Raw genomic sequence first — 23382 nt, 5'->3', positions numbered from 1 at the left:
TAGATAATTTTTATAAAATTCTACAATTCTTTGTCTTAAAGTTTAAAGCAGTTTTTAAATTCGCTATTTTGCAATTCCTCCCTTAATAAATCAGCATTTTTTATAAACTCGTCTTTTGATGAATAATGCTTAAAGTTGAAAAATTTGACCCCGCTGTAACTTTCTATAAAACTAGAAAAATTAATATCTACTCCACCACTAAAGATTCCAAAAAGCACATTGATTTTTTTAACTTTCAGAATCTCTAAACTCAAAAGAGTATGATTTATAGCACCCAAATAATTACTAGATACCAATATAACTGGCAAGTTATGCAACAGCACAAAATCAAGCATACAACTTTTACCATCAAGTGGAGTTAGTATTCCACCTGCACTCTCTATTACAAGATTCTCTGAAGCTGGCATCTTTATATCAGTTAGGCTATACAAAATACCCTCTTCTTTCATCGCTATATGAGGGCTTTTTGGAGCTTTTAGAGTAATTCCATTATTAAATATTCTGGCATTACTTAAAGAGGCTATCACTTCTTTATCTTCTATAATGTTTTCTCCATTATACACACCGCTTCCTGCTTGAACTATCTTAAAATAATCCAGCATAAACGCGTAACACAAAGCGGCACTTACGGAAGTTTTCCCAACTCCAGTATGAATCCCACATGTGCATACACGCATTAGCACACACTTTTACTTTTGCTTAGTGTTTTTGCTAATCCACCAAGTGCAGTTTCTCTATATTTTGAATTCATATCCTTGCCTGTTTGATACATCGTAGCTATTACATTATCTAGACTAACTACTGGGTGGCTTTTACGATTCATAGCCATTCTTGCAGCTGATATTGCTTTTATAGCCCCAAAAGCATTTCTTTCGATACATGGTATTTGCACAAGCCCAAAAGCCGGATCACAAGTAAGCCCCAAGTGATGTTCCATAGCAATTTCAGCCGCACTACATGCTTGATCTATATTTCCACCAAGTACACTAACCATAGCAGCGGCAGCCATAGAACTAGCAGATCCAATTTCAGCTTGACAACCTGCTTCGGCACCACTAATTGAGGCATTCTTCTTATACAGTGAGCCTATCATCATAGCAGATAACAAGAAATCAACCGCCGTCTCATCACTAAAACCTACGCTATGATTTTTCAAATACAACATTACACTTGGTATCACAGCACATGCACCATTTGTAGGTGCAGTAACAACCCTACCGCCACCTGCATTTTCTTCGGCAATAGCAATTGCATACAAACTAACATAATCTAAAATACCAAATGGATCGGTGCTTGGCTTTATCCTCTCGCTTAGTTCTTTTGCCCTCCTATGAAGCTTTAAAGGTCCGGGAAGCTCCAAAGATGATGGGTTGCAACCACTCTTAAAAGATTCTTGCATTACCTGCCACATAGAAAGACAATACTCAACTATATGACTTTTGCTATGAAACTGCCTTTCATACGCCATAGATATTTTTGATAGATTTTTCTTTCTCTTTTTAGCTTCTAGTATTAATTCTTTTGCATTATTTATAGATATATCAAGCTTTTGCGTTTCTTTGTCATCGTTTTGTTGCATTTCCTGCTCGGTTTTGACAAATCCACCGCCTATTGAATAATATCTCTCTTGCAATAAAATTTCATTGTTACTATTTAACGCAAAAAATTCAAGCCCATTTTCATGTAATGGTAGAAAATCGTTACAAAACTCTATATTTTTTTCATAATCAAAGGTTATTTTTTTGCAAGAATGTAGATTTAAAATTTTATTATCAAGCACCAAATCCAAAACTTCTTGCTGAATCTTTGGTGTAGCCATCTTTGGCGTAATCCCACTTAGTCCCCACATCAATGCCTTATCACTCAAATGCCCCTTACCAGTTAAGCTAAGAGAGCCATAAAGAGTGCATTTTATGGTGTGTGTTATATCTAAAAGATTCTTGTTTATTAATAATTCACAAAATAAATTAGAAGCAATCATAGGACCAAGAGTATGCGATGAACTCGGTCCTATACCTATTTTAAAGATACTTAAATTACTCATAATAATTTATATACAACGCTAGTTATAGTTAAAAGCCCAGTAATAATTACAAAAGCGTCTAATGCTGGGTTTTTATACTTTTTAAATTTACTAACACTCCAAATAGCAATCATTGGCATGATAAATAAAATCATAGCAATAATAGGACCGCCTAAATCCTCTATGAATCCTAAAATACTTGGATTAATATAAGCTACGATAATTATTGTAATATACATAAATAATGTACTAAATACTTTAATTACTTTTATGTTTGGGTTTTCATTACCACTCATTTTTACTGCTTTTCTTACAATTCCATTTAATCCCTCATAAGCACCAAAATAATGCCCAAAAAACGAACTAACAATAGCCAAAAATGCAACCAAAGGTGCTCCATAAGAAATAATAGGAGTATCAAATTTATTTGCAAAATAAGAAAGAATAGGAATATTTGCCTCTCTAGCGGCGGCAAAATCACTAGAATCTAAACACAAAATACAAGAAAATACAAAAAACATAACAAATGCTAAAAGCATTAAAGAAGTTCTAAATAGAATCTGATTCGCCTTTGCAACTGAAGCTTCTTCTCCATACTCTCTTCTTACGCTAAGAGTAAATGTAGAAATTGCAGGAGAATGATTAAAAGCAAAAACAAGCACAGGTAAAGTAAGCCAAACAACTTCTAAAAATTCTTTTAAGCTAGGTGAAGTCTGTATTATTTCTAACTTCCAATGAGGTATCAAATATAGAGAAAAACCAAACAACACTAAGCACAAAGGATAAACAAGTGCATTACAGGCTTTTGTTACTACTTCTTCTTTTAGCACCATAACAGACATCATAGCAGTAACTAGAACAAATGCTAAGCCCATTCTAACTGCTGGATACATAGTCATGGTCTCTGGATCATATAGCCCCTCTAGCTTAAGTTGATTAACAAAAAAGCTACCAAATGTATTTGTAATACCAACACCATAAGCCAAACAAATAGGATAAATAGCAAAAAAATACAATATTGTTATAAAAAAACTAACATTTCTGCCCCAATACTCTTCAGCTGCGTGAGTTATATCATGCTCAACACTTTTAGATTCATTGACAAATCTGCTAAGTGCTCTATGAGATAGCCAAACCATAGGAAAAATTAATAATGTCATAACAACAACAGGCCAAAATCCTCCCGTCCCAGCTCTAATTGGCAAAAACAAGATTCCAGCACCAACTGCCGTCCCAAACAAGGATAACATCCACCTATTGTCAAATTTATTCCATTGCATTAAAAAACCTCCAAAAAAGCTTATATTTTCAATATAATTGCGGAATTATAATAGCAAAAAAAGGCAAAATAGTGAGTGCATTTAACTTTAAAGATACAAATACAACACTAGTTCATATATGTTGTAGCGTAGATAGTCATCATTTTTTAACTCAATTGTTACAAAAATACCCAGAAAAGAATTTCTGCGGATATTTTTACAACCCAAACATACACCCATATGAAGAATACAAAATGCGACTAGATGATGTAAGGCGAAGTTGCCAAAGACTTGGGATTCCGTTGGTTGAAGGCAAATATGATGATAAAGAATGGCTAGAAAATGCAAAAGGTATGGAAAATGAACCAGAAAAGGGCATTAGATGCTCTTATTGCTTTGATTATCGGCTAAAGAGTTCTGCGAAAATTGCAAAAGAATTAAAATGTGTAGAATTTACAACAACACTTCTAGCAAGTCCCATGAAAACACAAAACGAACTATATACTCAAGGCACAAAAATAGCACAACAATATAGTCTAAACTTCCTGCCAATAGACGTCAGAAGCAATGGTGGCACACAAATACAAAGCAAAATCGCAAAAGAAGAGAATCTATATAGACAAAATTATTGTGGTTGTATATTTGGACTAAGCAAACAAAGAGAACAATCAAAAAAAATGCCATTTGAACTTTTTTCATCTTTATCACTACCAAAGGATAGTAGCACACTGCCAAAAATAAGGATAAAAAACTTCAAAACAAGAGAAGAATTAGAAAAAAATAACACAAAATATAAAATGATAAGACAAAAAGTTCTAGCATACAGAATTTTAAAAGGCCTATTAAGAGTAGAGAGCGTTGTGATTCCTAGCTTTATTTGTAGCTACTCATATCTTAAAAAACCACTAAAGAGTGAAATAGAATTTTGGCATAACAATATAGGCTATGCCCAAAAAGAAGGGGCAATTTTTATACTCTTTGATTCTATTAAAGAACAAATAAAATACGATAGTTTTGAATCTCTATTGAAAAATGGCTTAGATGAGAAAATACAGCTAAGCTTGAGACTAAAATTTAGCGACAATGGCCTCTTTACCTCACCTATTGTAATAATAAAAGATAAGTTTTATGGAAGCTTTATGCTAGAGATTGACGCAATATCACAAGATGAAATATTTGAAAGCTTTATTGTAGTATAATCTTTACTTTTACTAAAAGGAGATTTATGAAAAAAATACTTGTAATAGCATTATTAATTAGCAGTGTATTTGCAAATGCAAATTTTGACAAAAACTTCCAAAAAACAATAAAAGAAGTAGCAGATATAGAAATAGAAGTGCAGTTTAAAAAAGAGTTAAAGAGCTTTCCAGCCTTCTTTGTAATAGGAAAGACAAAGGGCGGAGATCTATTTCCAGTAATATCAAACAAAAATGGAGATTATTTCTTTGGTCTTAGTAATGTTATGCACCTAGATGAAAAAGATTCTAGCATGATAAGAAGCGAGTTGAACAAAGCACAAGCCCAAAAAAACAAACAAGACAAGGTAGTGCTAGACAAGTTATTTAGCAGTTTTTCAGATAATGATTATTTATTCTTAGAAGGAAATTCTAAGAATCTTCCTACACAAATTGTAGTTAGCGATCCTGATTGCCCTTATTGTAGAAAACACTTAGATGAAATAGAAGACACACTAAAAGTAGCAAATGTAAAATATATTTTTGCACCTGTGCATGAAGGAGATGCATTTGTAAAATCACAACTAATAATGGATGAAGCAAAGAATCTAAAAAGCACTAAAGACAAAATAAAAGTAATGAAAAAATACTACAAAGATATAGAGCTAAGCAAGAAACAACTAGGCACAAATACTTCACAAATAGATAAAAATGCAAAAAAAATATTTGAATCTGGCGTAATACGCGGAGTTCCATTTGTCTATGAAGTAGAATAATGCCCTTTCTTAAGATTAACTACTCTAATAAAATCGAAGTAACTCTAGGTGGTGCTTGGGACTATAAAATCCCAAGTAGCACCATAAGGCAGCTTGAACAAATTCCTAACAATAAAGAAATATCACTAAAGCTAGATGATGATTTTGATTTAGATTTTTGTGGTGGCAAGATTCTGCATTCATGGTGCAACAATAGAATCTTTGCCCAAAATGAACTTCTCTATAATCAAAAAAGCAAACATATACTAAAAGAACTAGATAGCAGTCAAAAACCAAAAGACAAAACTCTGCACGAAGAGATAATAGTAGCCCATAAAGATAGCTTCAAAATTATTAAAAGCTTCTCTAAAAAACTCTATTTTGCGTTTGGGTTTTTAGGGGAGATTATTTCTCTTGTAATACTAAGTTTTATAAAGCCAAAGAATATCAGAGTAAAAGCATTTTTCTATCATACTCAAGAATCTCTAATAAAAGCCGTAGGAATAGTATCTTTAGCCTGTTTTCTAATAGGAATTGTAATAGCATATCAAGGCTCAATTCAGCTAAAACAATTTGGTGCAAGTATCCTAATAGTCGAAATGAGTGCAATGCTAACTTTAAGAGAAATGTCGCCAATTATTGCTGCAATAATAATTGCCGGAAGAAGTGCATCTTCATTTAGCGCAGAAATAGGCATGATGAAATCCACACAAGAACTAGATGCAATGTCTGTTATGGGATTTAATCCGATTACTTTTTTAGTTATCCCTAGAATCTTAGCCCTATGCTTGATTATGCCTTTGGTTGTATTCATTGCTGATTTGTTTGGGATTTTAGGCTCTATGTTTATTAGCTCACTACAGCTTGATATAAGCACGGAGCAGTTTTTAGAGAGATTTTTAACTATGGTAGATGAGAGACATTTTTGGGTAGGTATGATAAAAGCACCATTTTTTGGACTTATAATATCCCTAATTGGGTGTTATCATGGATTTATAGTGGCAAAAGATACTAGAAGCATAGGTTTGCACACGACAAAAAGCGTAGTTGAATCTATATTTGCAGTAATAGCATTTGATGCAATTTGTTCTGTTATCTTTACCGAGCTTGGATTGTAGATGCAAAATATAATTGAAATAAAAAATCTAACTACCAAATATGGAGATAGAATAATCCATGATAATATAAGCTTCAACATACAGCAAAAGGACATATTTGCCATACTTGGTGGAAGCGGTAGCGGTAAAAGCACCCTGCTAAATACAATGATATTTCTAAAGCCTCCTACAAGTGGCGAAGTTAGATTTTTAGATAAAAATATATGGACGCTAGATGAAGAAGAATCTCTAAAGATGAAACTAAAATGCGGAGTTTTATTTCAGTTTGGTGCTCTTTTTTCATCTCTTAGTGTGCTTGATAACATTACAATTACTCTAAGAGAATACACTTCATTGCCAAATAGAGTAATAAACGATCTTGCATACATGTGGATACATCAAGTTGGACTAAAGCCTGAAGTAGCAAATCTATATCCTAGTGAGCTAAGTGGTGGAATGATAAAAAGAGTTGCATTAGCTAGAGCATTATCTCTTAGCCCAAAAGTGCTATTTTTAGATGAACCAACAAGTGGACTTGACCCAAAGAGTGCTAGACATTTTGATGAGCTAATAAAAGAGCTTAGAGATATTTTAGGCATTAGCATAGTTATGATAACGCATGATATGGATAGCGTAAAAAGCGTAGTAAATAGACTAATAATTTTAAAAGAGAGAAAAATATTTTTTGAAGGAACTATTAGTGAGCTAGAGAGGCAAACGGAATCTTTGGATTTATTTTTGTATCAAATTTAGGAGGAGATAATGGAGGCTAGGCTAAATCATGTGCTAATTGGTGTATTTTTTGTATTATCATTATTTGCACTTGCTTACTTTGTGTATTGGATTGGTAGATATGATAGAAATATTTCAAAATATAATGAATATTATGTATATAACACAGAGCTTCCAAAAGGGATTCGTTCAGAAACACAAGTTAGATTCCTGGGAATCCCAGTTGGTTTTGTCAAAAGCTATAAGCTAATAGACGATAATGTAGAAATGGTAATATGGATTAAAAAAGACATAAACATTAAAAAAGGAGCGAAGATTCTTGTAGATTCCCAAGGATTAACAAGTGGTAATTTTCTATCATTAATACAAGGCAACGAAGGGGACTTCACACAAGGAGAAAAGGCTGTCTTAGGCTTTGAAGAAAACTGGGTAGATAGAGTAGGAAACAAAGTAGAAAAAGCAATGGAGCAACTAGAGACAAGTTTATATAAAGTAAATATGCTTCTAAACGATAAGAATCTACAAAACATAGAATCTAGTTTGGAAAATTTTGCAAAATTTTCACAACACCTAGATAGAACACTCCTAAATATAGAGAGTGAAATACTAAAATTTGGTAACACAAGAGAGGTTTTTGAAGAATCTATAAAAAATGGAGACTATAATTTAAGAGAAATGATTACACCTCTTATATTTGACTTGCAACAAAGTGCAAAAAGATTTGACTCAATCTTGCAGAGCACACAAAGTATCACAAATGAAATAGAATCTTCTCCTTATGATTTTATTTTTGGAATTAAGACTAATAAACTTGGACCTAGGGAGGAGAGATGAGACAAATACTATTTTTAGGAATTAGTGCGATACTATTTGCTGGTTGCTTTAGCAAACAAATACAAGAACAAAATAAATATGAAATATACACCCCACTAAATAATAAAGAATGCCAAAAATATATAACAATAAGCTATCTTGGAATCGAAGTGGCACAAAAGATAAATAGCACAAAAATAGCTTACAAAGAAAACAATAACAAACTAGAATATTTTGCAAAGAATAAATGGGCTTCAAATCTGCAAGATATGCTAGAGATAACACTAAATAAAATAGCAAAAAACAACTGCATAGCACTAAGTGACAATAATAGCCCAGGGAGTATGAAGCTAAAAGTGCTTGATTTATACTTCGATGAATCTAGTAATAAAGCCGTTTTTAATGCTATTTTGGAGTTAGGAGAGAGACAAATATGGATAGCAAAGCACACAAAAGTAGAGGAAGGTGATTTTAGTAAAATTATAAATGCACTAAATAGCACTATAAACTCTGGACTAGATGAGGCATTAGGTGAAATATGATATATACGATAAATATAGAAAATCTAAGACTTAAGGCAATAATAGGGATTCTGCCATTTGAAAGAGAAAATCCACAAGAAATAGAGGTGAATTTTTCTTGTAAATACGAAAAAAATAAAGAGTTTTTAGACTACTCAAAAATAAAAGAATTTATAGAAGAATCTTTTAAGAATGATTTTTTACTACTAGAAGATGCACTAGAGTTTTTTTATAACGAGATTCCAAAACGCTTTATAATTATTGATAGCTTTTCTTTAAAGATAACAAAACTAGACATTTTTAAAAACTGCAAAGTATCAATGGAGGTAAGCTATAAAAAGGATATAAATGAATGAGATAATAGATTTTATAAACCAAAGACATAAAAACTACGAAACAATAAAACAAAAACTAAAAACGCAAGATAAAATCCGTATAGGAATCCTAGTATGCTCTGATACTTCATTCCAATATCATTCTTTAATTACAGAATTACAAAAAGATTCTAGATTTGTAATAAATATTTTCGTAGTGCCAATGATTACTAAAAGTTTAGAAAAAATAAACGAAATGCTTACGACAACACTTACAAATTTACGCCAAAAATATCCGAATGTATATTCTGTATTCAATTTTGAAAAGCAGTGCTATATGGATATTTCGCCACATATTGACATTGCATTTTTTTGCAATATATATGATGCTGGAGTGCATGAATTATATAGAATAACTTATTTATCACAATTTATGCTTACTGTTTATGTGCCATATGGTTATACAGGGTTATTAAACTATGATGTGAATCACATAATAAATAAAATAGGATACAACACGCTTTGGAAAATATATGTAGAAAATAAAAAAACACAAAAATTAACACAAAATACTAAATATATGCCACACGATAATGTAATAGCTGTAGGCTATACAAAAATGGATCTATTACCAGCTCCAAAAATGACTGGGGGGGGGGGGCGATATGAAAACAATAATAATTTCTCCTCATCATACTATTACAAATTGGGAAGGATTAAGGCTATCAAATTTTTTTAGAATTTAGTGATTTTTTCTTAGAATTACCAAAGCTATATCCTCAAATACACTTTATCTTCAGACCTCATCCACTTCTATTTGATACTATAAAGCAAAATCCAAATCTATGGAATGATAGCGTCGAATCTTATCTGACAAAAATCTCAAGAATACCAAATATGACATACGATGATACAAGCGATTACTTACAAACTTTTATGGATTCTAGTGCTTTGATACATGATTGTGGATCATTTCTGGCAGAGTATCTATTTACAGAAAAGCCAATGCTATTTATAGCAAAGAGAGCACAAGCAAATGATAGCTTCACCAAACATGGCAAAGACCTACTAGATAGACTATATCTAGCATATACACAAGAAGAAATAATAAACTTCATAAACGAAGTGGTTATAAACAATAATGATTACATGAAGAAAAAAAGAGTAAATTTTGCCAACAAGCAAATAATCTACAATCAAGGCAATGCTGGAAAAGCAATCGCTAATGATATAATAAGAGAAATTTTTGGGTAAGGAAAATAATGCTACAAAGAAAGAATCTAAGATATGAAAATGGATTATTAGTAAAGGAAAAATACTATCTAGGAAAACTATGCGTATTAAAAAGAACTATAGACTATAAAAAATATGACACACAAACCACAACATATCTCTTTGGAATCCCACTATATAAAGAAAGCACAAAAATTAGCTCTAGACTTCTTTATAAATGCCATATACAAGAAAGCAAATACAACCACACGCTAGACGCAAACCATTATATGTCCCAAGATATAGCAAACGCAACAACGCAAAATAATCTGCATGATAGGCTAGAGAGGCTATGCAAGAATCTAGATCCACAAAGCATAGAAGTAGTAAGCAGAATAATAAATAGACTAAAGCTAACAACACTAAGCAAGGATAAATCATACACTGGAGTAAGCAAAGAAGAACATAAAGCGCTAGAAAATCTAAGAGATAACTATCTAACAAATATAATAAAGCTAGATGAAAATTTGTATTTTTATAATGGATATTTCATGCCAAAAAATCCACTTTACGAAGCTTCAGTATGGCTGTATGAACATAATATGAATCTATTCTCTACGCTAGATAAAATAAAAAATAAAAACATAATTGATGTTGGTGGATATATAGGAGATAGTGCCATTATCTTTGAAAAATACACAGACAAAAATATATACTGCTTTGAGCCTGTAAGTGATAACTACAAGCTAGTGCAAGAAACAATAAAACTAAATAATGCAACAAAAATAATACCTATAAACAAGGGTCTAGGCTCCAAGAAAGAAAATCTATCTATAATGAAAAATGGTGCAAACTCTACTATAAACAATACAGATAGTAGTATAAAAAACAAAGAAAAAGAACAAATAAGCATAACAACCCTAGATAGCTTCGTAGAGGAAAATAACATTGAAGTAGGATTCATAAAAGTAGATACCGAAGGCTTTGAAATGGAATTCCTAAAAGGGGCACTAGAGACTATAAAAAGTCAAAAACCAGCAATGCTACTTAGCATATATCATAGTGCAGATGACTTTTTTGGTATCAAACCATTTATAGAGTCTCTAAATTTAGGATATAGTTTTACTATTCACAAACCTATTGATTTTACTATTTCAGGTGAGTGTGCATTATATTGTGAAGTAAGGAATTAAAATGGCAAAAGATTCAAATGGAACAGAACTAAACGCTGGAGATAGCGCAAGTGTGATAAAAGACTTAAAGGTAAAGGGTGCAAACTCCACTATAAAAAGAGGCACAACAATAAAAAACATAAAGCTAACTAATAAAGATGATGAAATAGAAGCAAAAGTTGATAAATGCGGTGTGGTAGTGCTTAAGACTTGTTTTTTAAAGAAAATTTAGAGTTTCTTTTTCTTTGCTTCGTTAATTTGTTGAACCTTAATTAACACTTGAACCATTGCTTGATAAAGAGATTCTGGAATCTCTTTATCAATATCTACATCTTTATACAATGCCCTTGCAAGTGGTGGGTTTTCTATTATTGGTATTTCATGTTCTTCTGCTACTTTTTTAATCCTTTGAGCGATTAAATCGACTCCTTTTGCCAAGACTCTTGGTGCTCTTTCTTTTTGTGTATCATATCTTAGTGCCACTGCATAGTGAGTTGGGTTTGTAACTACAACATCGGCACTTGGTATATTTTGCATCATACGCTTTTTTGAAGCCTGGAACATAAGTGAGCGAATCTTTCCTTTTACTTGCTGGTCTCCTTCTTGGTTTTTAAACTCATCTTTTACTTCTTGTTTTGTCATTCTTAGGGATTTAAAATATTGATAACGCTTTAACATATAATCAGCCGCTGCCATAACTAAGAAAAATGCCAAAAGTATGCCAATTAGAATCAATGCTTTATCCCTAAACCACAACATTTGATCGCCCAAATTAAAAAGTGAAACCGTTGCTAATTCATGCATGAATCCTAAAAACACAAAAAAAGCAATAATAAATGCACTAAAAACCTTAAAGGTAATCAAAAAGCCATCTAAAAGCTTTTTTAAGGAGAATAGATTCTTAATTCCAGAGATAACATTTAACTTTTGAAGCTTTGGTTGTATTGCCTTTATAGTTAATAAAAGTCCGCTTTGTGCTACATTTGCAACAACTCCAGTTATCATCAATGCAGCAAAAATAGGCACAAGAAGCAATATGGTCTCAAATGCCAACGACAAAGTTAAAGACATTGAATTTGCTAGGTTTAAATCTCTATTAAACAATCCATATACCGCATGAAACATATCACTTAATCCAGAGACCCAAAAACTAAAACACAAAAATATAAGCACAAGCCCAACAACCATACCCAAAAAAGCATTTACATCAGGGCTTTTTATAACATTACCTTCTTCTCTTGCCTTTTCTATCTTACGCCCGGTGGGTTCTTCTGTCTTTTCTTCATCAGCCATTTATAACCTTTAAATCCGCAAATTATATCAATATTTATAAACCATTCTTAAGGCTTCTTTATAGTCTTCTTTATAGTTTAGATTCTGTGTTTCTTTTAAATCTATACTTACATAATCTGCTTTTAATGATATAAGCAAATTTTGTAATTTATAGTTATTTTCTTGTATATGCTTTTTTACAACATTAATCGAATCTTTCGGATATATACCTATTAGCGGGTGGATTTTAGAATTACTCTTAGCAAAAGTTGGTCTTTGCATCTCATAAAAAGAATTAATAAGCCTAGTAAAAGATACAAAAAAGGGAGTATCAACCGCAAGAACAAAAATATCATCATCTATAAACTCTAAAGAGCTACAAAGCCCAAAAATAGGTGCATAAATATTGCTATTATCAAATATTGTTGGTATGTTATATGAATTTAACACAGATTCTTTGCTTGAGAAATATAATTTTTCAAAATTAGCTTTCATTTTTTTTGCTTGATAGTCTGCAAGAGTGAAATCTGCAAATTTCAAATACTCCTTTTTTTCTCCCATTCTTTGACTTCTGCCACCACATAATATCACGCCTACCATAATATCACCTTTTGCAAATTGATAAAAATTATAGCTTTTTTTATAACACTTAGGTAAGATTATGCTTTACTTTATAAAGGGAGAAATATTTGCTAGTTGATAGTTTTGGACGCACAATAGACTATATAAGAATAAGCTTGACTGAAAGATGTAATTTTAGGTGCATGTATTGTATGCCAAATACACCTATGGATATAGGCAGTGAGAGTGATGATGTGCCATTAGATTCTGTATTAAACTTCATAAAAATAGCAATAAAACAAGGTGTAAAAAAAATAAGAATAACAGGTGGTGAGCCATTACTTAGGAGCCAAATTGTGCCTTTTATTGCAAAAATTTATGAACTAAATCCAAATATCGATATAGCACTAACTACAAATGCTTTTTTATTAGCTCCACTAGCAAAAGACTTAAAACAAGCTGGGTTAAAGAGAATAAATATCTCCCTAGATTCGTTAAAACCAGAAAAAATAGTACTAATTTCAAAACGAGATGGTCTAAATAAAATCCTACAAGGCATAGAATCTGCAGTCAAAGAAGGCTTCACAATCAAGCTAAATATGGTACCACTACTAGGCATAAATGATGATGAAATTGTGGATATTTTAGAATATGGAATGAATCTTGGAGTTGGAGTTAGATTTATAGAGTTTATGGAGAACACACACGCAAAAGATTCCACAAAAGGGCTTAGAGCAAATGAAATACTACATAAAATAAAAGCAAAATATGAAGTAGATTTATTAGAGAAGGATTTTTTTGGTCCTGCAACACTATTTAAGCTACCAACAAAAGATTGTATATTTGGAATCATAGCACCACACAATGATGATTTTTGCAAAACTTGTAACAGAATAAGGCTCAGCAGTGAAGGTAAATTAATACCATGTTTATATCATGAAAATGCAGTTGATATAAAAGAGCATATGTTAAGAGGAAATGAAAAAGAGATTCTGAAAAATCTAAAACTATGCGTAGAAAAAAAACCAGAAAAAAATGACTGGGACAATAATGAAGTATCTACTAGGGCATTTTATAAAACAGGTGGATAATAGTTCTAAATAATAATAATTTTCTTTTAAGAATTAATCTATATAATTACACCAACTTTTTCAAATAAAAGTGATATAATCAAATTAACTTCAAATTAAGGAAAAAATAATGAGCAAAGTAGTTCAAACTTTAAAACAAATTCAAGCAGATAGTGCAGTATTCTACATTAAGCTTCACAACTATCACTGGAATGTAGTTGGTATGGATTTTCACCCTGTGCATAAAGCATTAGAGGAAATGTATGATGATATTACTGATTTAATGGACGATTGTGCAGAGAGAATCTTGCAATTAAACGAAAAGCCTTATGTAACACTAAAAGATATGCTAAGTGCTAGTAAAATTGCTGAAGAGAGTGCTACAAAATTTGATTCAAAGACTATCTTAAAAGCTATTTTGCCTGACTATGAGATGTTCTTAAAGAATCTAAGAGAGCTATCTGATATAGCTGGTGAAGCAAATGACAAAGCAACAGTTGCACTAGCAGATGAGAAAATAGCTTCTTTAGAGAAGTTCTTATGGATGCTAAAGGCTCAACTAGCCTAAAACAAAGGAGTATCCATCTCCTTTGGAATCTCTAGCCCCATTAGTTTTAGCACACTTGGTGCAATATTATTAAGTCCTCCATTTTTTACACTTTTGACATTTGGTGCTGATATAAATGCCCACACCTCGCCTATAGTATGATTTGTAAGAATCTCACCATTATTATTTTGCATTTCCTCACAATTCCCGTGATCACTTGTTAGAATTAGTGCATATTCTTTTTCTTTGGATTTCTCATAGATTCTGCCTATTTGAGTATCCACTGCTTCGACTGCTTTTATAGCTGCAGACAAAGAACCTGTATGTCCTACCATATCACCATTTGCAAAATTAACAACAATAAAATCATACTCCATATCCATAGCTTTTAATACCTCATCACACACTTCAAAAGCACTCATTTCTGGCTTTTCATCATATGTTTTAACCTTTGGTGATGGTATTAAGATTCTATCTTCTCCATTATATGGTTCTTCAATTCCGCCATTGAAGAAAAATGTTACATGTGCATATTTTTCTGTCTCTGCTGTGTGGAATTGTCTTAAGTTATTTTTAGAAATTATCTCTGCAAGTGTATTTTGTATGCTATCTTTTGGAAACATAACTGGAAAGTTAAAATTCTTATCATATTGTGTCATTGTAACCAACGGTAATTCAACAAAACCTTTCCTGACAAAAGAGCTAAAATCAGCAATCCCCAATGCACTAACAATCTCTCTAGCTCTATCACTTCTAAAATTCACAAAAATAATGCCATCATCTTTACTAAAGCTCTCTCCAATAAAACTAACTGGCTCTATAAATTCATCAAAAATTTCTTTAGAATATTGAGTCTCTATATACTCTAGTGGCGTTTTATCTGTTAGATTTTCGCCAAGTGCTATTGTATTATATGCCCTCTCTACTCTGTCCCACCTATTATCTCTATCCATTGCGTAGAATCTCCCGCAAAGAGAAGCCACCTTGATATTTGTGCCTTGAATCTTCTCTAAAATAGACTGCACAAAACCTAATGCACTTTGAGGCAACACATCCCTACCATCGCTAATTAAATGTAAATATATCTCATGACTATCTTTAAGTCCAAATGCCAAAGCATTTATATGATCTATATGAGAATGCACACCACCATCACTTGCTAAGCCTATTACATGAATCTTTTTTGTGTTTTTTAGAGATTGCAAGGCTTTATTTTTTAACAATTCTCCACTCTCTATTGCTTTGTTTATTTTTACTAAGTCTTGGTATAAGATTCTGCCACTTCCTATACACATATGCCCCACTTCAGAATTCCCCATTTGTCCATCTGGTAGCCCAACTGATAATCCATAAGTCTTTATCATTCCATATGGAACTTCTTTGAAAAGCTTTTCATAATTTGGCTTATTAGCGTGGAAAAATGCGTTATATTCTGTCTCTTTACTATATCCTATGCCATCTGTTATCGCAAGTATTGTTTTCATTAGCTATCCATATTTAAACTTTATTTAGTTAGAATCTTACCTTAAATTTTGGATTTTAAAGTGTTTATTCATGTTATACTATATTTATTCTATATTTGACATAAATATCTTTCAATACATCTCTGTAAGGGCGGCTATAGCGTTTTTCGTAAGCTTCATTTTGGTTTTAATTTGTATGCCAAAATACATACTATGGACACAAAAGAGAGGCACAAATCAACCAATATCAGAGTTCGCTCCCAAAAATCACCAACAAAAGACAAACACGCCAACAATGGGTGGAATAGTATTTGTATCATCAACACTAGTTGCTTCTTTTATATGCGCCAAATTAACAAACGAATATGTAATCTTAGGATTTTTGAGCATTATATTATTCTGCTTAATAGGAATCAAAGACGATTTATCAAAAGTCTTACAAAGAAAAAACGCTGGTATGAGTGCTAGAACAAAACTTCTTTTGCAAGGACTTAGTGCTTTTGTTATTGCACTTGGATTATATTTATTTAATTTTGATACATCTTTTTATGTTCCATTTTTAAAGAATCCTTTGTGGTATTGGGATATATTTAGTATTTGCTTTTGGATTTTAGTCTTTATTGCTACTAGTAATGCGGTGAATCTAACAGATGGACTAGACGGACTAGTAGCAATTCCATCAATTTATGCAATCACAACTCTTGGTGTATTGGTATATATTGCTGGGCACTCTGTGTTTAGCTCATATTTATTGTTGCCAAAAATAATCGGAAGTGGCGAAGTTGCCATTGTTGCTTCAGCTTTAGTTGGCTCTTTAATAGGGTTTTTGTGGTATAACTGCCACCCTGCACAGGTATTCATGGGAGATAGTGGCAGCTTGGCTTTAGGTGGGTTTATAGCATATATGGGGATAGTATCAAAAAATGAGATTTTATTATTTGTAATAGGTTTTATTTTTGTCGTTGAAGCATTATCTGTATTATTACAAATAGGAAGCTACAAAACAAGAGGTAAGAGGATTTTTCTAATGGCACCACTTCATCATCACTTTGAAGAAAAGGGACTAAGTGAATCTAAAATAATAGTTAGATTTTGGATTGTTGCATTAATTAGCAACATAATTGCATTAATTACTCTAAAGCTTAGATGATGATTGTATTACTTGGATTTGGTGGGACAACACAAGCTATTGCAAAGCAATTTGCACCTTGTGCTATTTTTGATGATAAGTTTCTATATAAACAAACAGACGAGCTTGGAAATATTCTAATGCCTACAAATATGCTTGTATCTTTTTTATCAGAAAACAAAAATATACAAGTCATAACAAGTCCCGGAATCCCGCCACAAAACCAAATGATACAAGATACAATAAAGATTCTAGGCAAAAATAATTTGCTTAGCGAATATGACTTCTTTGCCAAAGATATGCCTCCTAGCATATGGATAAGTGGCACAAATGGCAAAACCACAACAACACAAATGCTACATCACCTATTATCACATAGAGGTATTGAGTGTGGGGGCAACATAGGCACACCACTTGCAAATCTATCCAAAAATGCACCAATGTGGATTTTAGAGACTAGCTCATTTACTCTGCATTACACAAATATTGCAAGACCAAATTTATATATCTTATTACCACTTAGTGAAGATCATATAAGTTGGCATGGAGACTATGAATCTTATGTAGATTCTAAACTAAAAGTGCTTTTACACATGAGAGAAAAAGAAATAGCCATAATCCCCAAAAATCTGCAAAACCATAAATACTGCAAAGAAAGCTTAGCTTGTCTTATATTCTATGAAAATAGCACAGATCTTGCAGAATCTTTTTATATAAATTTGCAAGATATACCATTTAAAGAACCATTTTTGCTCGATAGCATTCTTGCACTATGTGCTAGTAAGGCTCTATTTTCAGAAGCAAACTACAAATTACTATCAGAATTTAAAATAGGGCAACATAAAATAGAAGAATTTTTTGATAATAAAAATCGACTATGGGTTGATGATAGTAAGGGAACAAATGTAGATGCTACTATACAAGCTCTAAAAAGATACAAAGACAAAGAGATTCTGCTAATTTTAGGCGGAGATGATAAGGGTGCTAATTTAGACTACTTATTTGCAGAGCTAAAAATGCTAAATGTAAAAATATATGCCATAGGAAGCAACGCAGAAAAGCTAAAGCTCCTAAGCGATGAATCTAGCATAACATGCACCATGTGTAAAGAGCTAAAAATAGCAATAAAAGAGATAAACAAGATTCATAGCACAACTTCTGTTGCACTACTATCGCCTGCTGCTGCTAGTTTGGATCAATTCTCCTCATATAAACAAAGAGGAGAATTATTTAAAAAATACGCATTAGAAATAACATAAATCCTTCTTAGATTCCTAAGCTAGTAATTATGTTATCTATTTTCTTTGTTACAAAATTATACACTTAACTCTAGGGTAATTTTATCTTACTTTATAAAAATCGTCGTATTTAATGCTGGGCCTACATTTATAGAGCGAGAAGTATAGCTAAAGATTCCACTATCGTTTGCCAATTCAGAAATATCCCATAATTCTAAATATCCATCAACCCTTCTATCACCATCAATGTCTATACCAGAAGTCTCTATTAATCTAGCTTCATTTCCCAAAAATGTAGCACTCCCATAGCCCTTACCACCATAGCCAATAACAGCAGTTTGCACCACAAAAAAGCCCCCTTCATGATCGTATTGCGTAGCTAGTTGATTGTTTGGTATATCTTCACATACTTCCTTTGTTGTTTGCAGCTTTTTTGTAGAACACACTTGCAACACCATAACCCTAGATACAGGAGGCGCTGAGTTGCTACTTTTTATATTCAAATTGTTAAAGATTCTTCTAACTTGCGCTAGTGATTTATCCATACCGCCTTGTTTTATGCGATCTTTATTTATAGAATCTCTATCTACAAACACATTAACACCGCTCCTTGTGATAGTCTCACCAAATACTATGCCCACAGATAATAAAATACAAATTATAAATTTCATATCAATTCCTAGAAAATTTTTACAGAAATTAAGCAAATTACATTCCTACAAATAAAAATAAAAATAAAAATATTTCTCATTTTTATTTTTATTTAAATAAGTTTAAAATACTATTGTGCCCATTTCAATATTTTAAGAAGGAAAATTTATGTCAAAATTTACAAAATACACAGGAATCTTGTCTATCATATTGCCAATTATAAGCAATGCTAATGAAGAATACAGACTAGATAAATCAGTGGTTAGTGCTTCTGGTTTTATGCAAGATGTAAAAGAAGCACCAGCTACAATATCAGTAATAACAAAAGAAGAGTTATCAACAAAGCCTTATAGAGATATTGCAGAAGCTATATCTGATATACCCGGAGTGGATTTACATGCTTCAAAAGGTAAGACTGGCTCATATTCAATAACAATGAGAGGAATTACAGGATATACTTTAATCCTAATAGATGGCAGAAGACAAAGTGTAAGCGGTCAAATTGGACCAAATGGATTTAGTGAAGCCCCAAGTGTATTTATGCCACCATTATCATCTATAGAAAGGATAGAGATAATAAAAGGACCTATGTCAACTTTGTATGGTTCAGATGCATTAGGTGGTGTTATAAATATAATAACTAAAAAAATATCTAACACATGGAGTGCGAGCATACAAACAGAAGGAATCTTTAATCAAGATTCTAAATGGGGAAATTATTATGGCACATCTCTATATACTTCAGGTCCTCTAATAAATGATAAATTAGGTTTGACACTTAGGTTAAGAGAATATTATAGAGAGGGTTCTAGCGTAGAATTTAGACAACAAAATGGAGAAATCTTATCCCCAAGTGTAGCAGGACCTCAAAACCCAACAAGAGCAAACTTGCACAACATAGGAACAAAATTAACATATACACCAAATGATAACAACACTATTATTTTAGATTTTGACTATGGACTAAATAAATATAATAACAATAAATCTCAAATAGGGACACTTACTAAGCCTAATTCTGAAGGTGGATTAACTGGTGGATACACGGACTCTATGGGATTTGAAAAAATTGTTACTTACTTAACGCATGAGGGAGCTTATGATAATTTCGTAATAAACTCTGGTATACAATACAACAGCGTATCAAATGATGGCAGGGAAGTAGTTGGGGATAAAAGCGTAAAATATCTTGGCGAAAATAGAGATATTCTAGCACAGACATATATAGCAGATACAAAAGTTACCACATTAATTGGCGACAAGAATATGATAACTTTAGGAGGAGAATACAGGTTAGAAAAAATGCAAGATAAAATAGCAAATCCTACAAATTTTGATCAATATTCAATAGCTATTTTTGGAGAAGATGAAATATCAATCACAGATAAACTGAATTTAACACTTGGTGCTAGATATAATTATCACGAAACATTTGGAAATAATATATCACCAAGAGCATATGTTGTCTATAATCCTACAGACAATCTAACACTAAAAGGAGGAATCTCCACAGGCTTTAAGGCACCAGAGCCAAATTTATTAATACCCGGAGAATACAATTATGGAGGGCAAGGCGCAGTGCCAATATTTGGCAACCCAAACCTAACAGAAGAAACATCTATAAACTATGAGGCCTCCATATACTATAATACAGATTTATTCTATATTGGAGCAACTGGCTATATTACAGATTTCAAAGATAAAATAAGCAGTGTTTCTATCCAAAAAGACGCAATAGTGCCAAATACAAATAGAATCTGCACACCATTTGGAGGCAGGACAACTTGCTCTCAAGCAATAAATCATGGCGAAGTTGAATACAGGGGCATAGAACTTCAAGCCGGAATTTCTCCTTTTGAGAATTTAAACTTTGATTTTGGATATAGCTATACAGATAGTAATATAAAAGAATCTCTAGCAAAAGAAACCATAGGCACACAAGTGGCATATACATTAAAACACAACATAAATGCAAAAGCTAGTTATAAAATATTAAATTTTACACCATACATAAAAGCGGAATGGCAAGGAGATAGATACAGGGATCCAAGCGAATACGAAAGCTTAGGAAAAACATATAAAAATATATTTCTATTATCATTTGGTGCTAGTTATGAAATCAATCCTAACTGGACATTAAATGGCGGAATATACAATCTCTTAAATAAAGATTTTACCAACGAATTCATTTATGATGGTAGCGGATATTACAATGCATATAATAGAGTTGAGGAGGGGAGAAGATTCTGGCTGTCTTTAACTGGAACATTTTAAAATATAGAATCTAATGTCAATTAGATTCTATCTATCATATATTTTTCAAATCTTGATATTACTTTATTAAATGGGGTTGATTTTCGTCTTAGCGAATAAAAATACCTATCAGGATTCAAATTTATAATCTCAATTGCAAAAAGCTTTTTAGATTCTAGCTCATCTTTAATGGCTAACTTTGAAAACACAGAAATAGCACCTTTATTTATAACTAAATTCTTAATGGCACTTATCCTATCTATCTCTAAAAATATAGGAATCTCGCTTTGTATATCACCAATTGAATCTAAAAACTTATCTCTAAGGCCTGAACCATACTCTCTAAAAATCCATTTCCTATCCAATAGCTCATCAATATATCTAGGCTTTGAAGCTAAAAGAAAGTCATTACAAGCAACAACTAGTTCATCTTTTTGCAACACCTCCCTTATAAAGCCCTCTTTTTCTGCTAGATTCTGACTTATTTCTCCCTCTACAAGCACAAAATCAACATCACCATTTTTAAGTAGCTTTAAGCATTCTTTTGTGTTATGTATTTGAGAGTTTATTTGAATCTTTTGGTATTCACTTGCAAAATCAAACAATATTGATGGGAGTAGATATTCCCCTATGGTGTGTGTTGAGGCTATCTTTAGCTCCCCATGTAACTCATCATCTCCCAGCACTTCAAAACTCTCATAATATTTCTCTACCACCTCTAGCCACATGCTACCCAAAAATAGTGCCTTTGACGTTGGAAGCAACTTTTTGCCCTTTCTTTCAAACAAAACCTCCCCTATTATGCTTTCTAAATTTTTTATTATTACTGATATGTTTGGCTGCGTTGTTTTAAAGTTTTCAGCAGTTGTTGTTGGGCTTTTTGTCTTTAAAATATCTAAAAAAACCTCAATATCCCTTATTCTCATTACAGTTCCATTTATATTTTTTATTATTTTAATAAAAATAATATATTTTTATTATTAAAATAAAATAAGTATAATTCACAAAAAAGGAGGATTTATGTCAAAAACAATACATATAAACCAATTTATAAATTCAAATATTAAAGGCTTCTTGTTTGTTGGCCTTATAGTATTTATATCATTCTATCTAGCCAATATAGAAGCTATATACAAGACCACACATCTAGCGGCAACTGCTTTTGCTATCCTTTTGGGTGCTTTTTTATCACCGATATTTTTTAGATTCGAACATACTTTAAACGCAGGCGTTAATTTTAGTGCCAAGAAGCTTCTTCGTCTTGGTATTGTGCTATATGGATTTAATGTAACTTTCACAGAGCTTTATAGTATCGGAATCTATGGCATTATCATATCGATTATTATAATTTGCAGTGTATTTTTTATTGCTATCTTGGCAGGTGTTAAGATTTTTGGACTTGATAAAGAAACTTCCATATTAATAGGTGCTGGTAGTGCCATTTGTGGTGCTGCTGCAGTCTTAGCAGTGGAATCTTCGCTAAAATCAGAACCATTCAAAGGCATAATGGCAGTTGGAACGGTGGTTGTCTTTGGACTTTTGGGCATGTTTTTATATCCACTTGCATACTACTATGGACTTATACCAAACTTGGATACAAATAGTGTTGGAATCTTTATGGGTGCCACTTTGCATGAAGTTGCAAATGTGGTTGGTGCTGCAGAAATGGCAAAAGATTTAAGCCAAGGAGAATTCACTCAAAATGCAGCAAATATGGCGATTATCCTAAAGATGATGAGAGTTATTATGCTTGTTCCATTTTTGTTGTTGCTAACATACTTTATAGCACATGATAAGAATGAAAAAGAAATTGTTGACAAGAAAAAGATAGCCATACCATATTTTGCGTTTGGATTTTTGGGAGTGATTATTTTAAATACATTTCTATCAGACTATAAAGATTCAATATTGCTTGGCATAAGCGTTGAATCTCTTTTAAGCTTTGGCAAACTTTTATGTTCTATTTGTATTGTATTTGCCATGGCTGCTTTAGGCTTACAAATAAATATTAAAAAATTTCTAGGCTCTGGAAAAAGTGCATTTGCACTAGCTTTTCTTCTATGGATTGTTTTAATTGTTGGGGGATATTTGCTAACTCTAGCCTTTAGAGACTTTATATAGAAAT

At 32.1% G+C, this 23382-nt stretch carries 25 protein-coding genes; 17 read left to right on the top strand and 8 right to left on the bottom strand.

Going from position 1 to position 23382, the window contains the following annotated elements:
* Positions 1-35 precede the first annotated feature (35 nt).
* Genes bioD through PF022_RS04070 form a run of 3 tightly spaced genes read right to left on the bottom strand, consistent with a single transcriptional unit; the run spans position 36 to position 3303 of the window.
* Positions 36-677: a dethiobiotin synthase gene (gene bioD, locus PF022_RS04080; RefSeq protein ID WP_271021607.1), complete on the bottom strand. Its 642-nt coding sequence runs from the start codon at positions 675-677 to the stop codon at positions 36-38.
* Positions 677-2044: an L-serine ammonia-lyase gene (locus PF022_RS04075; protein ID WP_271021606.1), complete on the bottom strand. Its 1368-nt coding sequence runs from the start codon at positions 2042-2044 to the stop codon at positions 677-679. Before PF022_RS04075 ends, bioD begins: the two co-directional genes overlap by 1 nt.
* A complete protein-coding gene (locus PF022_RS04070) occupies positions 2041-3303 on the bottom strand; it encodes an aromatic amino acid transport family protein (RefSeq protein WP_271021605.1) in 1263 nt (420 codons plus the stop codon). The genes PF022_RS04075 and PF022_RS04070 overlap by 4 nt, the downstream gene beginning before the upstream one ends.
* Before the next feature lie 71 nt (positions 3304-3374).
* Here PF022_RS04070 and PF022_RS04065 point away from each other — a divergent pair, with 71 nt between their 5' ends.
* From PF022_RS04065 to PF022_RS04015, 11 genes are read left to right on the top strand one after another with little or no spacing between them, the layout of a single operon-like run.
* A complete protein-coding gene (locus PF022_RS04065; RefSeq protein WP_271021604.1) occupies positions 3375-4481 on the top strand; it encodes an epoxyqueuosine reductase QueH in 1107 nt (368 codons plus the stop codon).
* A 26-nt stretch (positions 4482-4507) separates the two neighbouring features.
* A complete protein-coding gene (locus PF022_RS04060; protein WP_271022861.1) occupies positions 4508-5233 on the top strand; it encodes a thiol peroxidase in 726 nt (241 codons plus the stop codon).
* A complete protein-coding gene (locus PF022_RS04055; RefSeq protein ID WP_271021602.1) occupies positions 5233-6330 on the top strand; it encodes an MlaE family ABC transporter permease in 1098 nt (365 codons plus the stop codon). The genes PF022_RS04060 and PF022_RS04055 overlap by 1 nt, the downstream gene beginning before the upstream one ends.
* The gene (locus PF022_RS04050; protein ID WP_271021600.1) at positions 6331-7062 is read left to right on the top strand and encodes an ABC transporter ATP-binding protein; all 732 of its coding nucleotides are present in this window, start codon (positions 6331-6333) and stop codon (positions 7060-7062) included.
* A gap of 9 nt (positions 7063-7071) precedes the next feature.
* Positions 7072-7875, top strand: coding sequence for an MlaD family protein (locus PF022_RS04045; RefSeq protein WP_271022859.1), 804 nt, complete (start codon positions 7072-7074; stop codon positions 7873-7875).
* Positions 7872-8396: an ABC-type transport auxiliary lipoprotein family protein gene (locus PF022_RS04040; RefSeq protein ID WP_271022857.1), complete on the top strand. Its 525-nt coding sequence runs from the start codon at positions 7872-7874 to the stop codon at positions 8394-8396. The genes PF022_RS04045 and PF022_RS04040 overlap by 4 nt, the downstream gene beginning before the upstream one ends.
* A complete protein-coding gene (locus tag PF022_RS04035) occupies positions 8393-8731 on the top strand; it encodes a dihydroneopterin aldolase (RefSeq protein ID WP_271021596.1) in 339 nt (112 codons plus the stop codon). Before PF022_RS04040 ends, PF022_RS04035 begins: the two co-directional genes overlap by 4 nt.
* Complete coding sequence (locus tag PF022_RS04030; RefSeq protein WP_271022855.1) at positions 8724-9428, top strand: hypothetical protein; 705 nt, start codon at positions 8724-8726, stop codon at positions 9426-9428. The genes PF022_RS04035 and PF022_RS04030 overlap by 8 nt, the downstream gene beginning before the upstream one ends.
* Positions 9419-9943: a CDP-glycerol glycerophosphotransferase family protein gene (locus PF022_RS04025; RefSeq protein WP_333770822.1), complete on the top strand. Its 525-nt coding sequence runs from the start codon at positions 9419-9421 to the stop codon at positions 9941-9943. Before PF022_RS04030 ends, PF022_RS04025 begins: the two co-directional genes overlap by 10 nt.
* A gap of 8 nt (positions 9944-9951) precedes the next feature.
* Complete coding sequence (locus PF022_RS04020) at positions 9952-11094, top strand: FkbM family methyltransferase (protein WP_271022854.1); 1143 nt, start codon at positions 9952-9954, stop codon at positions 11092-11094.
* A 1-nt stretch (position 11095) separates the two neighbouring features.
* Complete coding sequence (locus tag PF022_RS04015) at positions 11096-11305, top strand: alkylphosphonate utilization protein (RefSeq protein WP_271022852.1); 210 nt, start codon at positions 11096-11098, stop codon at positions 11303-11305.
* On the opposite strand, the gene flhB is transcribed toward PF022_RS04015, so the two are convergent.
* Both flhB and PF022_RS04005 read right to left on the bottom strand, forming a co-directional pair.
* Entirely contained in the window at positions 11302-12366 is a 1065-nt protein-coding gene (flhB, locus tag PF022_RS04010; protein ID WP_271021589.1) for a flagellar biosynthesis protein FlhB, read from the bottom strand. The genes PF022_RS04015 and flhB overlap by 4 nt on opposite strands.
* Positions 12367-12393: 27 nt before the next feature.
* Positions 12394-12945 (bottom strand): molybdenum cofactor guanylyltransferase, encoded by a 552-nt coding sequence (locus PF022_RS04005; protein WP_271021588.1) that lies wholly within the window; start codon positions 12943-12945, stop codon positions 12394-12396.
* An 89-nt stretch (positions 12946-13034) separates the two neighbouring features.
* On the opposite strand from PF022_RS04005, the gene moaA reads away from it, so the two are divergent.
* Positions 13035-13997 carry a GTP 3',8-cyclase MoaA gene (moaA, locus tag PF022_RS04000; protein WP_271022851.1) on the top strand — a complete coding sequence of 321 codons (963 nt, stop codon included), beginning with the start codon at positions 13035-13037 and terminating at the stop codon, positions 13995-13997.
* A 109-nt stretch (positions 13998-14106) separates the two neighbouring features.
* On the top strand, positions 14107-14544 hold the full coding sequence (locus PF022_RS03995) for a Dps family protein (RefSeq protein ID WP_271021586.1): 438 nt from the start codon (positions 14107-14109) through the stop codon (positions 14542-14544).
* On the opposite strand, the gene gpmI is transcribed toward PF022_RS03995, so the two are convergent.
* Positions 14541-16007: a 2,3-bisphosphoglycerate-independent phosphoglycerate mutase gene (gpmI, locus tag PF022_RS03990; RefSeq protein WP_271022849.1), complete on the bottom strand. Its 1467-nt coding sequence runs from the start codon at positions 16005-16007 to the stop codon at positions 14541-14543. The genes PF022_RS03995 and gpmI overlap by 4 nt on opposite strands.
* A 70-nt stretch (positions 16008-16077) precedes the next feature.
* Between gpmI and mraY the strand changes: the two genes are divergently transcribed.
* Together mraY and murD are read left to right on the top strand one after the other, a co-directional pair.
* Positions 16078-17136, top strand: coding sequence for a phospho-N-acetylmuramoyl-pentapeptide-transferase (gene mraY, locus PF022_RS03985; protein WP_271022847.1), 1059 nt, complete (start codon positions 16078-16080; stop codon positions 17134-17136).
* Complete coding sequence (gene murD / locus PF022_RS03980; RefSeq protein WP_271022846.1) at positions 17136-18374, top strand: UDP-N-acetylmuramoyl-L-alanine--D-glutamate ligase; 1239 nt, start codon at positions 17136-17138, stop codon at positions 18372-18374. Before mraY ends, murD begins: the two co-directional genes overlap by 1 nt.
* An 86-nt stretch (positions 18375-18460) precedes the next feature.
* On the opposite strand, the gene PF022_RS03975 is transcribed toward murD, so the two are convergent.
* Entirely contained in the window at positions 18461-19024 is a 564-nt protein-coding gene (locus tag PF022_RS03975; protein WP_271022844.1) for a DUF4879 domain-containing protein, read from the bottom strand.
* A 148-nt stretch (positions 19025-19172) separates the two neighbouring features.
* Between PF022_RS03975 and cfrA the strand changes: the two genes are divergently transcribed.
* Entirely contained in the window at positions 19173-21278 is a 2106-nt protein-coding gene (cfrA, locus tag PF022_RS03970) for a TonB-dependent ferric enterobactin receptor CfrA (RefSeq protein ID WP_271022843.1), read from the top strand.
* 20 nt (positions 21279-21298) lie between these two features.
* Here cfrA and PF022_RS03965 read toward each other — a convergent pair whose 3' ends face one another.
* A complete protein-coding gene (locus tag PF022_RS03965; RefSeq protein WP_271021578.1) occupies positions 21299-22183 on the bottom strand; it encodes a LysR substrate-binding domain-containing protein in 885 nt (294 codons plus the stop codon).
* Positions 22184-22277: 94 nt separating this feature from the next.
* Here PF022_RS03965 and PF022_RS03960 point away from each other — a divergent pair, with 94 nt between their 5' ends.
* Positions 22278-23378 (top strand): putative sulfate exporter family transporter, encoded by a 1101-nt coding sequence (locus PF022_RS03960; protein ID WP_271021577.1) that lies wholly within the window; start codon positions 22278-22280, stop codon positions 23376-23378.
* Positions 23379-23382 lie beyond the last annotated feature (4 nt).

Origin of the sequence: Helicobacter sp. WB40 (assembly GCF_027859275.1) — a bacterium.
Classification (GTDB): domain Bacteria; phylum Campylobacterota; class Campylobacteria; order Campylobacterales; family Helicobacteraceae; genus Helicobacter_D; species Helicobacter_D ibis.
This window is presented reverse-complemented; position numbering and strand designations above follow the sequence as displayed.

What these genes read in the sequence shown, in the direction of transcription:
- mraY (WP_271022847.1), top strand. Translation starts at nt 16,078, where the DNA reads ATGTTATACTATATTTATTCTATATTTGACATAAATATCTTTCAATAC.
- PF022_RS03965 (WP_271021578.1), bottom strand. Translation starts at nt 22,183, where the DNA reads ATGAGAATAAGGGATATTGAGGTTTTTTTAGATATTTTAAAGACAAAA.
- PF022_RS04035 (WP_271021596.1), top strand. Translation starts at nt 8,393, where the DNA reads ATGATATATACGATAAATATAGAAAATCTAAGACTTAAGGCAATAATA.
- PF022_RS04050 (WP_271021600.1), top strand. Translation starts at nt 6,331, where the DNA reads ATGCAAAATATAATTGAAATAAAAAATCTAACTACCAAATATGGAGAT.
- PF022_RS03960 (WP_271021577.1), top strand. Translation starts at nt 22,278, where the DNA reads ATGTCAAAAACAATACATATAAACCAATTTATAAATTCAAATATTAAA.
- PF022_RS04060 (WP_271022861.1), top strand. Translation starts at nt 4,508, where the DNA reads ATGAAAAAAATACTTGTAATAGCATTATTAATTAGCAGTGTATTTGCA.
- PF022_RS04055 (WP_271021602.1), top strand. Translation starts at nt 5,233, where the DNA reads ATGCCCTTTCTTAAGATTAACTACTCTAATAAAATCGAAGTAACTCTA.
- PF022_RS04045 (WP_271022859.1), top strand. Translation starts at nt 7,072, where the DNA reads ATGGAGGCTAGGCTAAATCATGTGCTAATTGGTGTATTTTTTGTATTA.
- murD (WP_271022846.1), top strand. Translation starts at nt 17,136, where the DNA reads ATGATTGTATTACTTGGATTTGGTGGGACAACACAAGCTATTGCAAAG.
- PF022_RS03975 (WP_271022844.1), bottom strand. Translation starts at nt 19,024, where the DNA reads ATGAAATTTATAATTTGTATTTTATTATCTGTGGGCATAGTATTTGGT.
- PF022_RS04040 (WP_271022857.1), top strand. Translation starts at nt 7,872, where the DNA reads ATGAGACAAATACTATTTTTAGGAATTAGTGCGATACTATTTGCTGGT.
- PF022_RS03995 (WP_271021586.1), top strand. Translation starts at nt 14,107, where the DNA reads ATGAGCAAAGTAGTTCAAACTTTAAAACAAATTCAAGCAGATAGTGCA.
- gpmI (WP_271022849.1), bottom strand. Translation starts at nt 16,007, where the DNA reads ATGAAAACAATACTTGCGATAACAGATGGCATAGGATATAGTAAAGAG.
- PF022_RS04070 (WP_271021605.1), bottom strand. Translation starts at nt 3,303, where the DNA reads ATGCAATGGAATAAATTTGACAATAGGTGGATGTTATCCTTGTTTGGG.
- flhB (WP_271021589.1), bottom strand. Translation starts at nt 12,366, where the DNA reads ATGGCTGATGAAGAAAAGACAGAAGAACCCACCGGGCGTAAGATAGAA.
- PF022_RS04015 (WP_271022852.1), top strand. Translation starts at nt 11,096, where the DNA reads ATGGCAAAAGATTCAAATGGAACAGAACTAAACGCTGGAGATAGCGCA.
- cfrA (WP_271022843.1), top strand. Translation starts at nt 19,173, where the DNA reads ATGTCAAAATTTACAAAATACACAGGAATCTTGTCTATCATATTGCCA.
- bioD (WP_271021607.1), bottom strand. Translation starts at nt 677, where the DNA reads ATGCGTGTATGCACATGTGGGATTCATACTGGAGTTGGGAAAACTTCC.
- PF022_RS04030 (WP_271022855.1), top strand. Translation starts at nt 8,724, where the DNA reads ATGAATGAGATAATAGATTTTATAAACCAAAGACATAAAAACTACGAA.
- PF022_RS04075 (WP_271021606.1), bottom strand. Translation starts at nt 2,044, where the DNA reads ATGAGTAATTTAAGTATCTTTAAAATAGGTATAGGACCGAGTTCATCG.
- PF022_RS04005 (WP_271021588.1), bottom strand. Translation starts at nt 12,945, where the DNA reads ATGGTAGGCGTGATATTATGTGGTGGCAGAAGTCAAAGAATGGGAGAA.
- PF022_RS04020 (WP_271022854.1), top strand. Translation starts at nt 9,952, where the DNA reads ATGCTACAAAGAAAGAATCTAAGATATGAAAATGGATTATTAGTAAAG.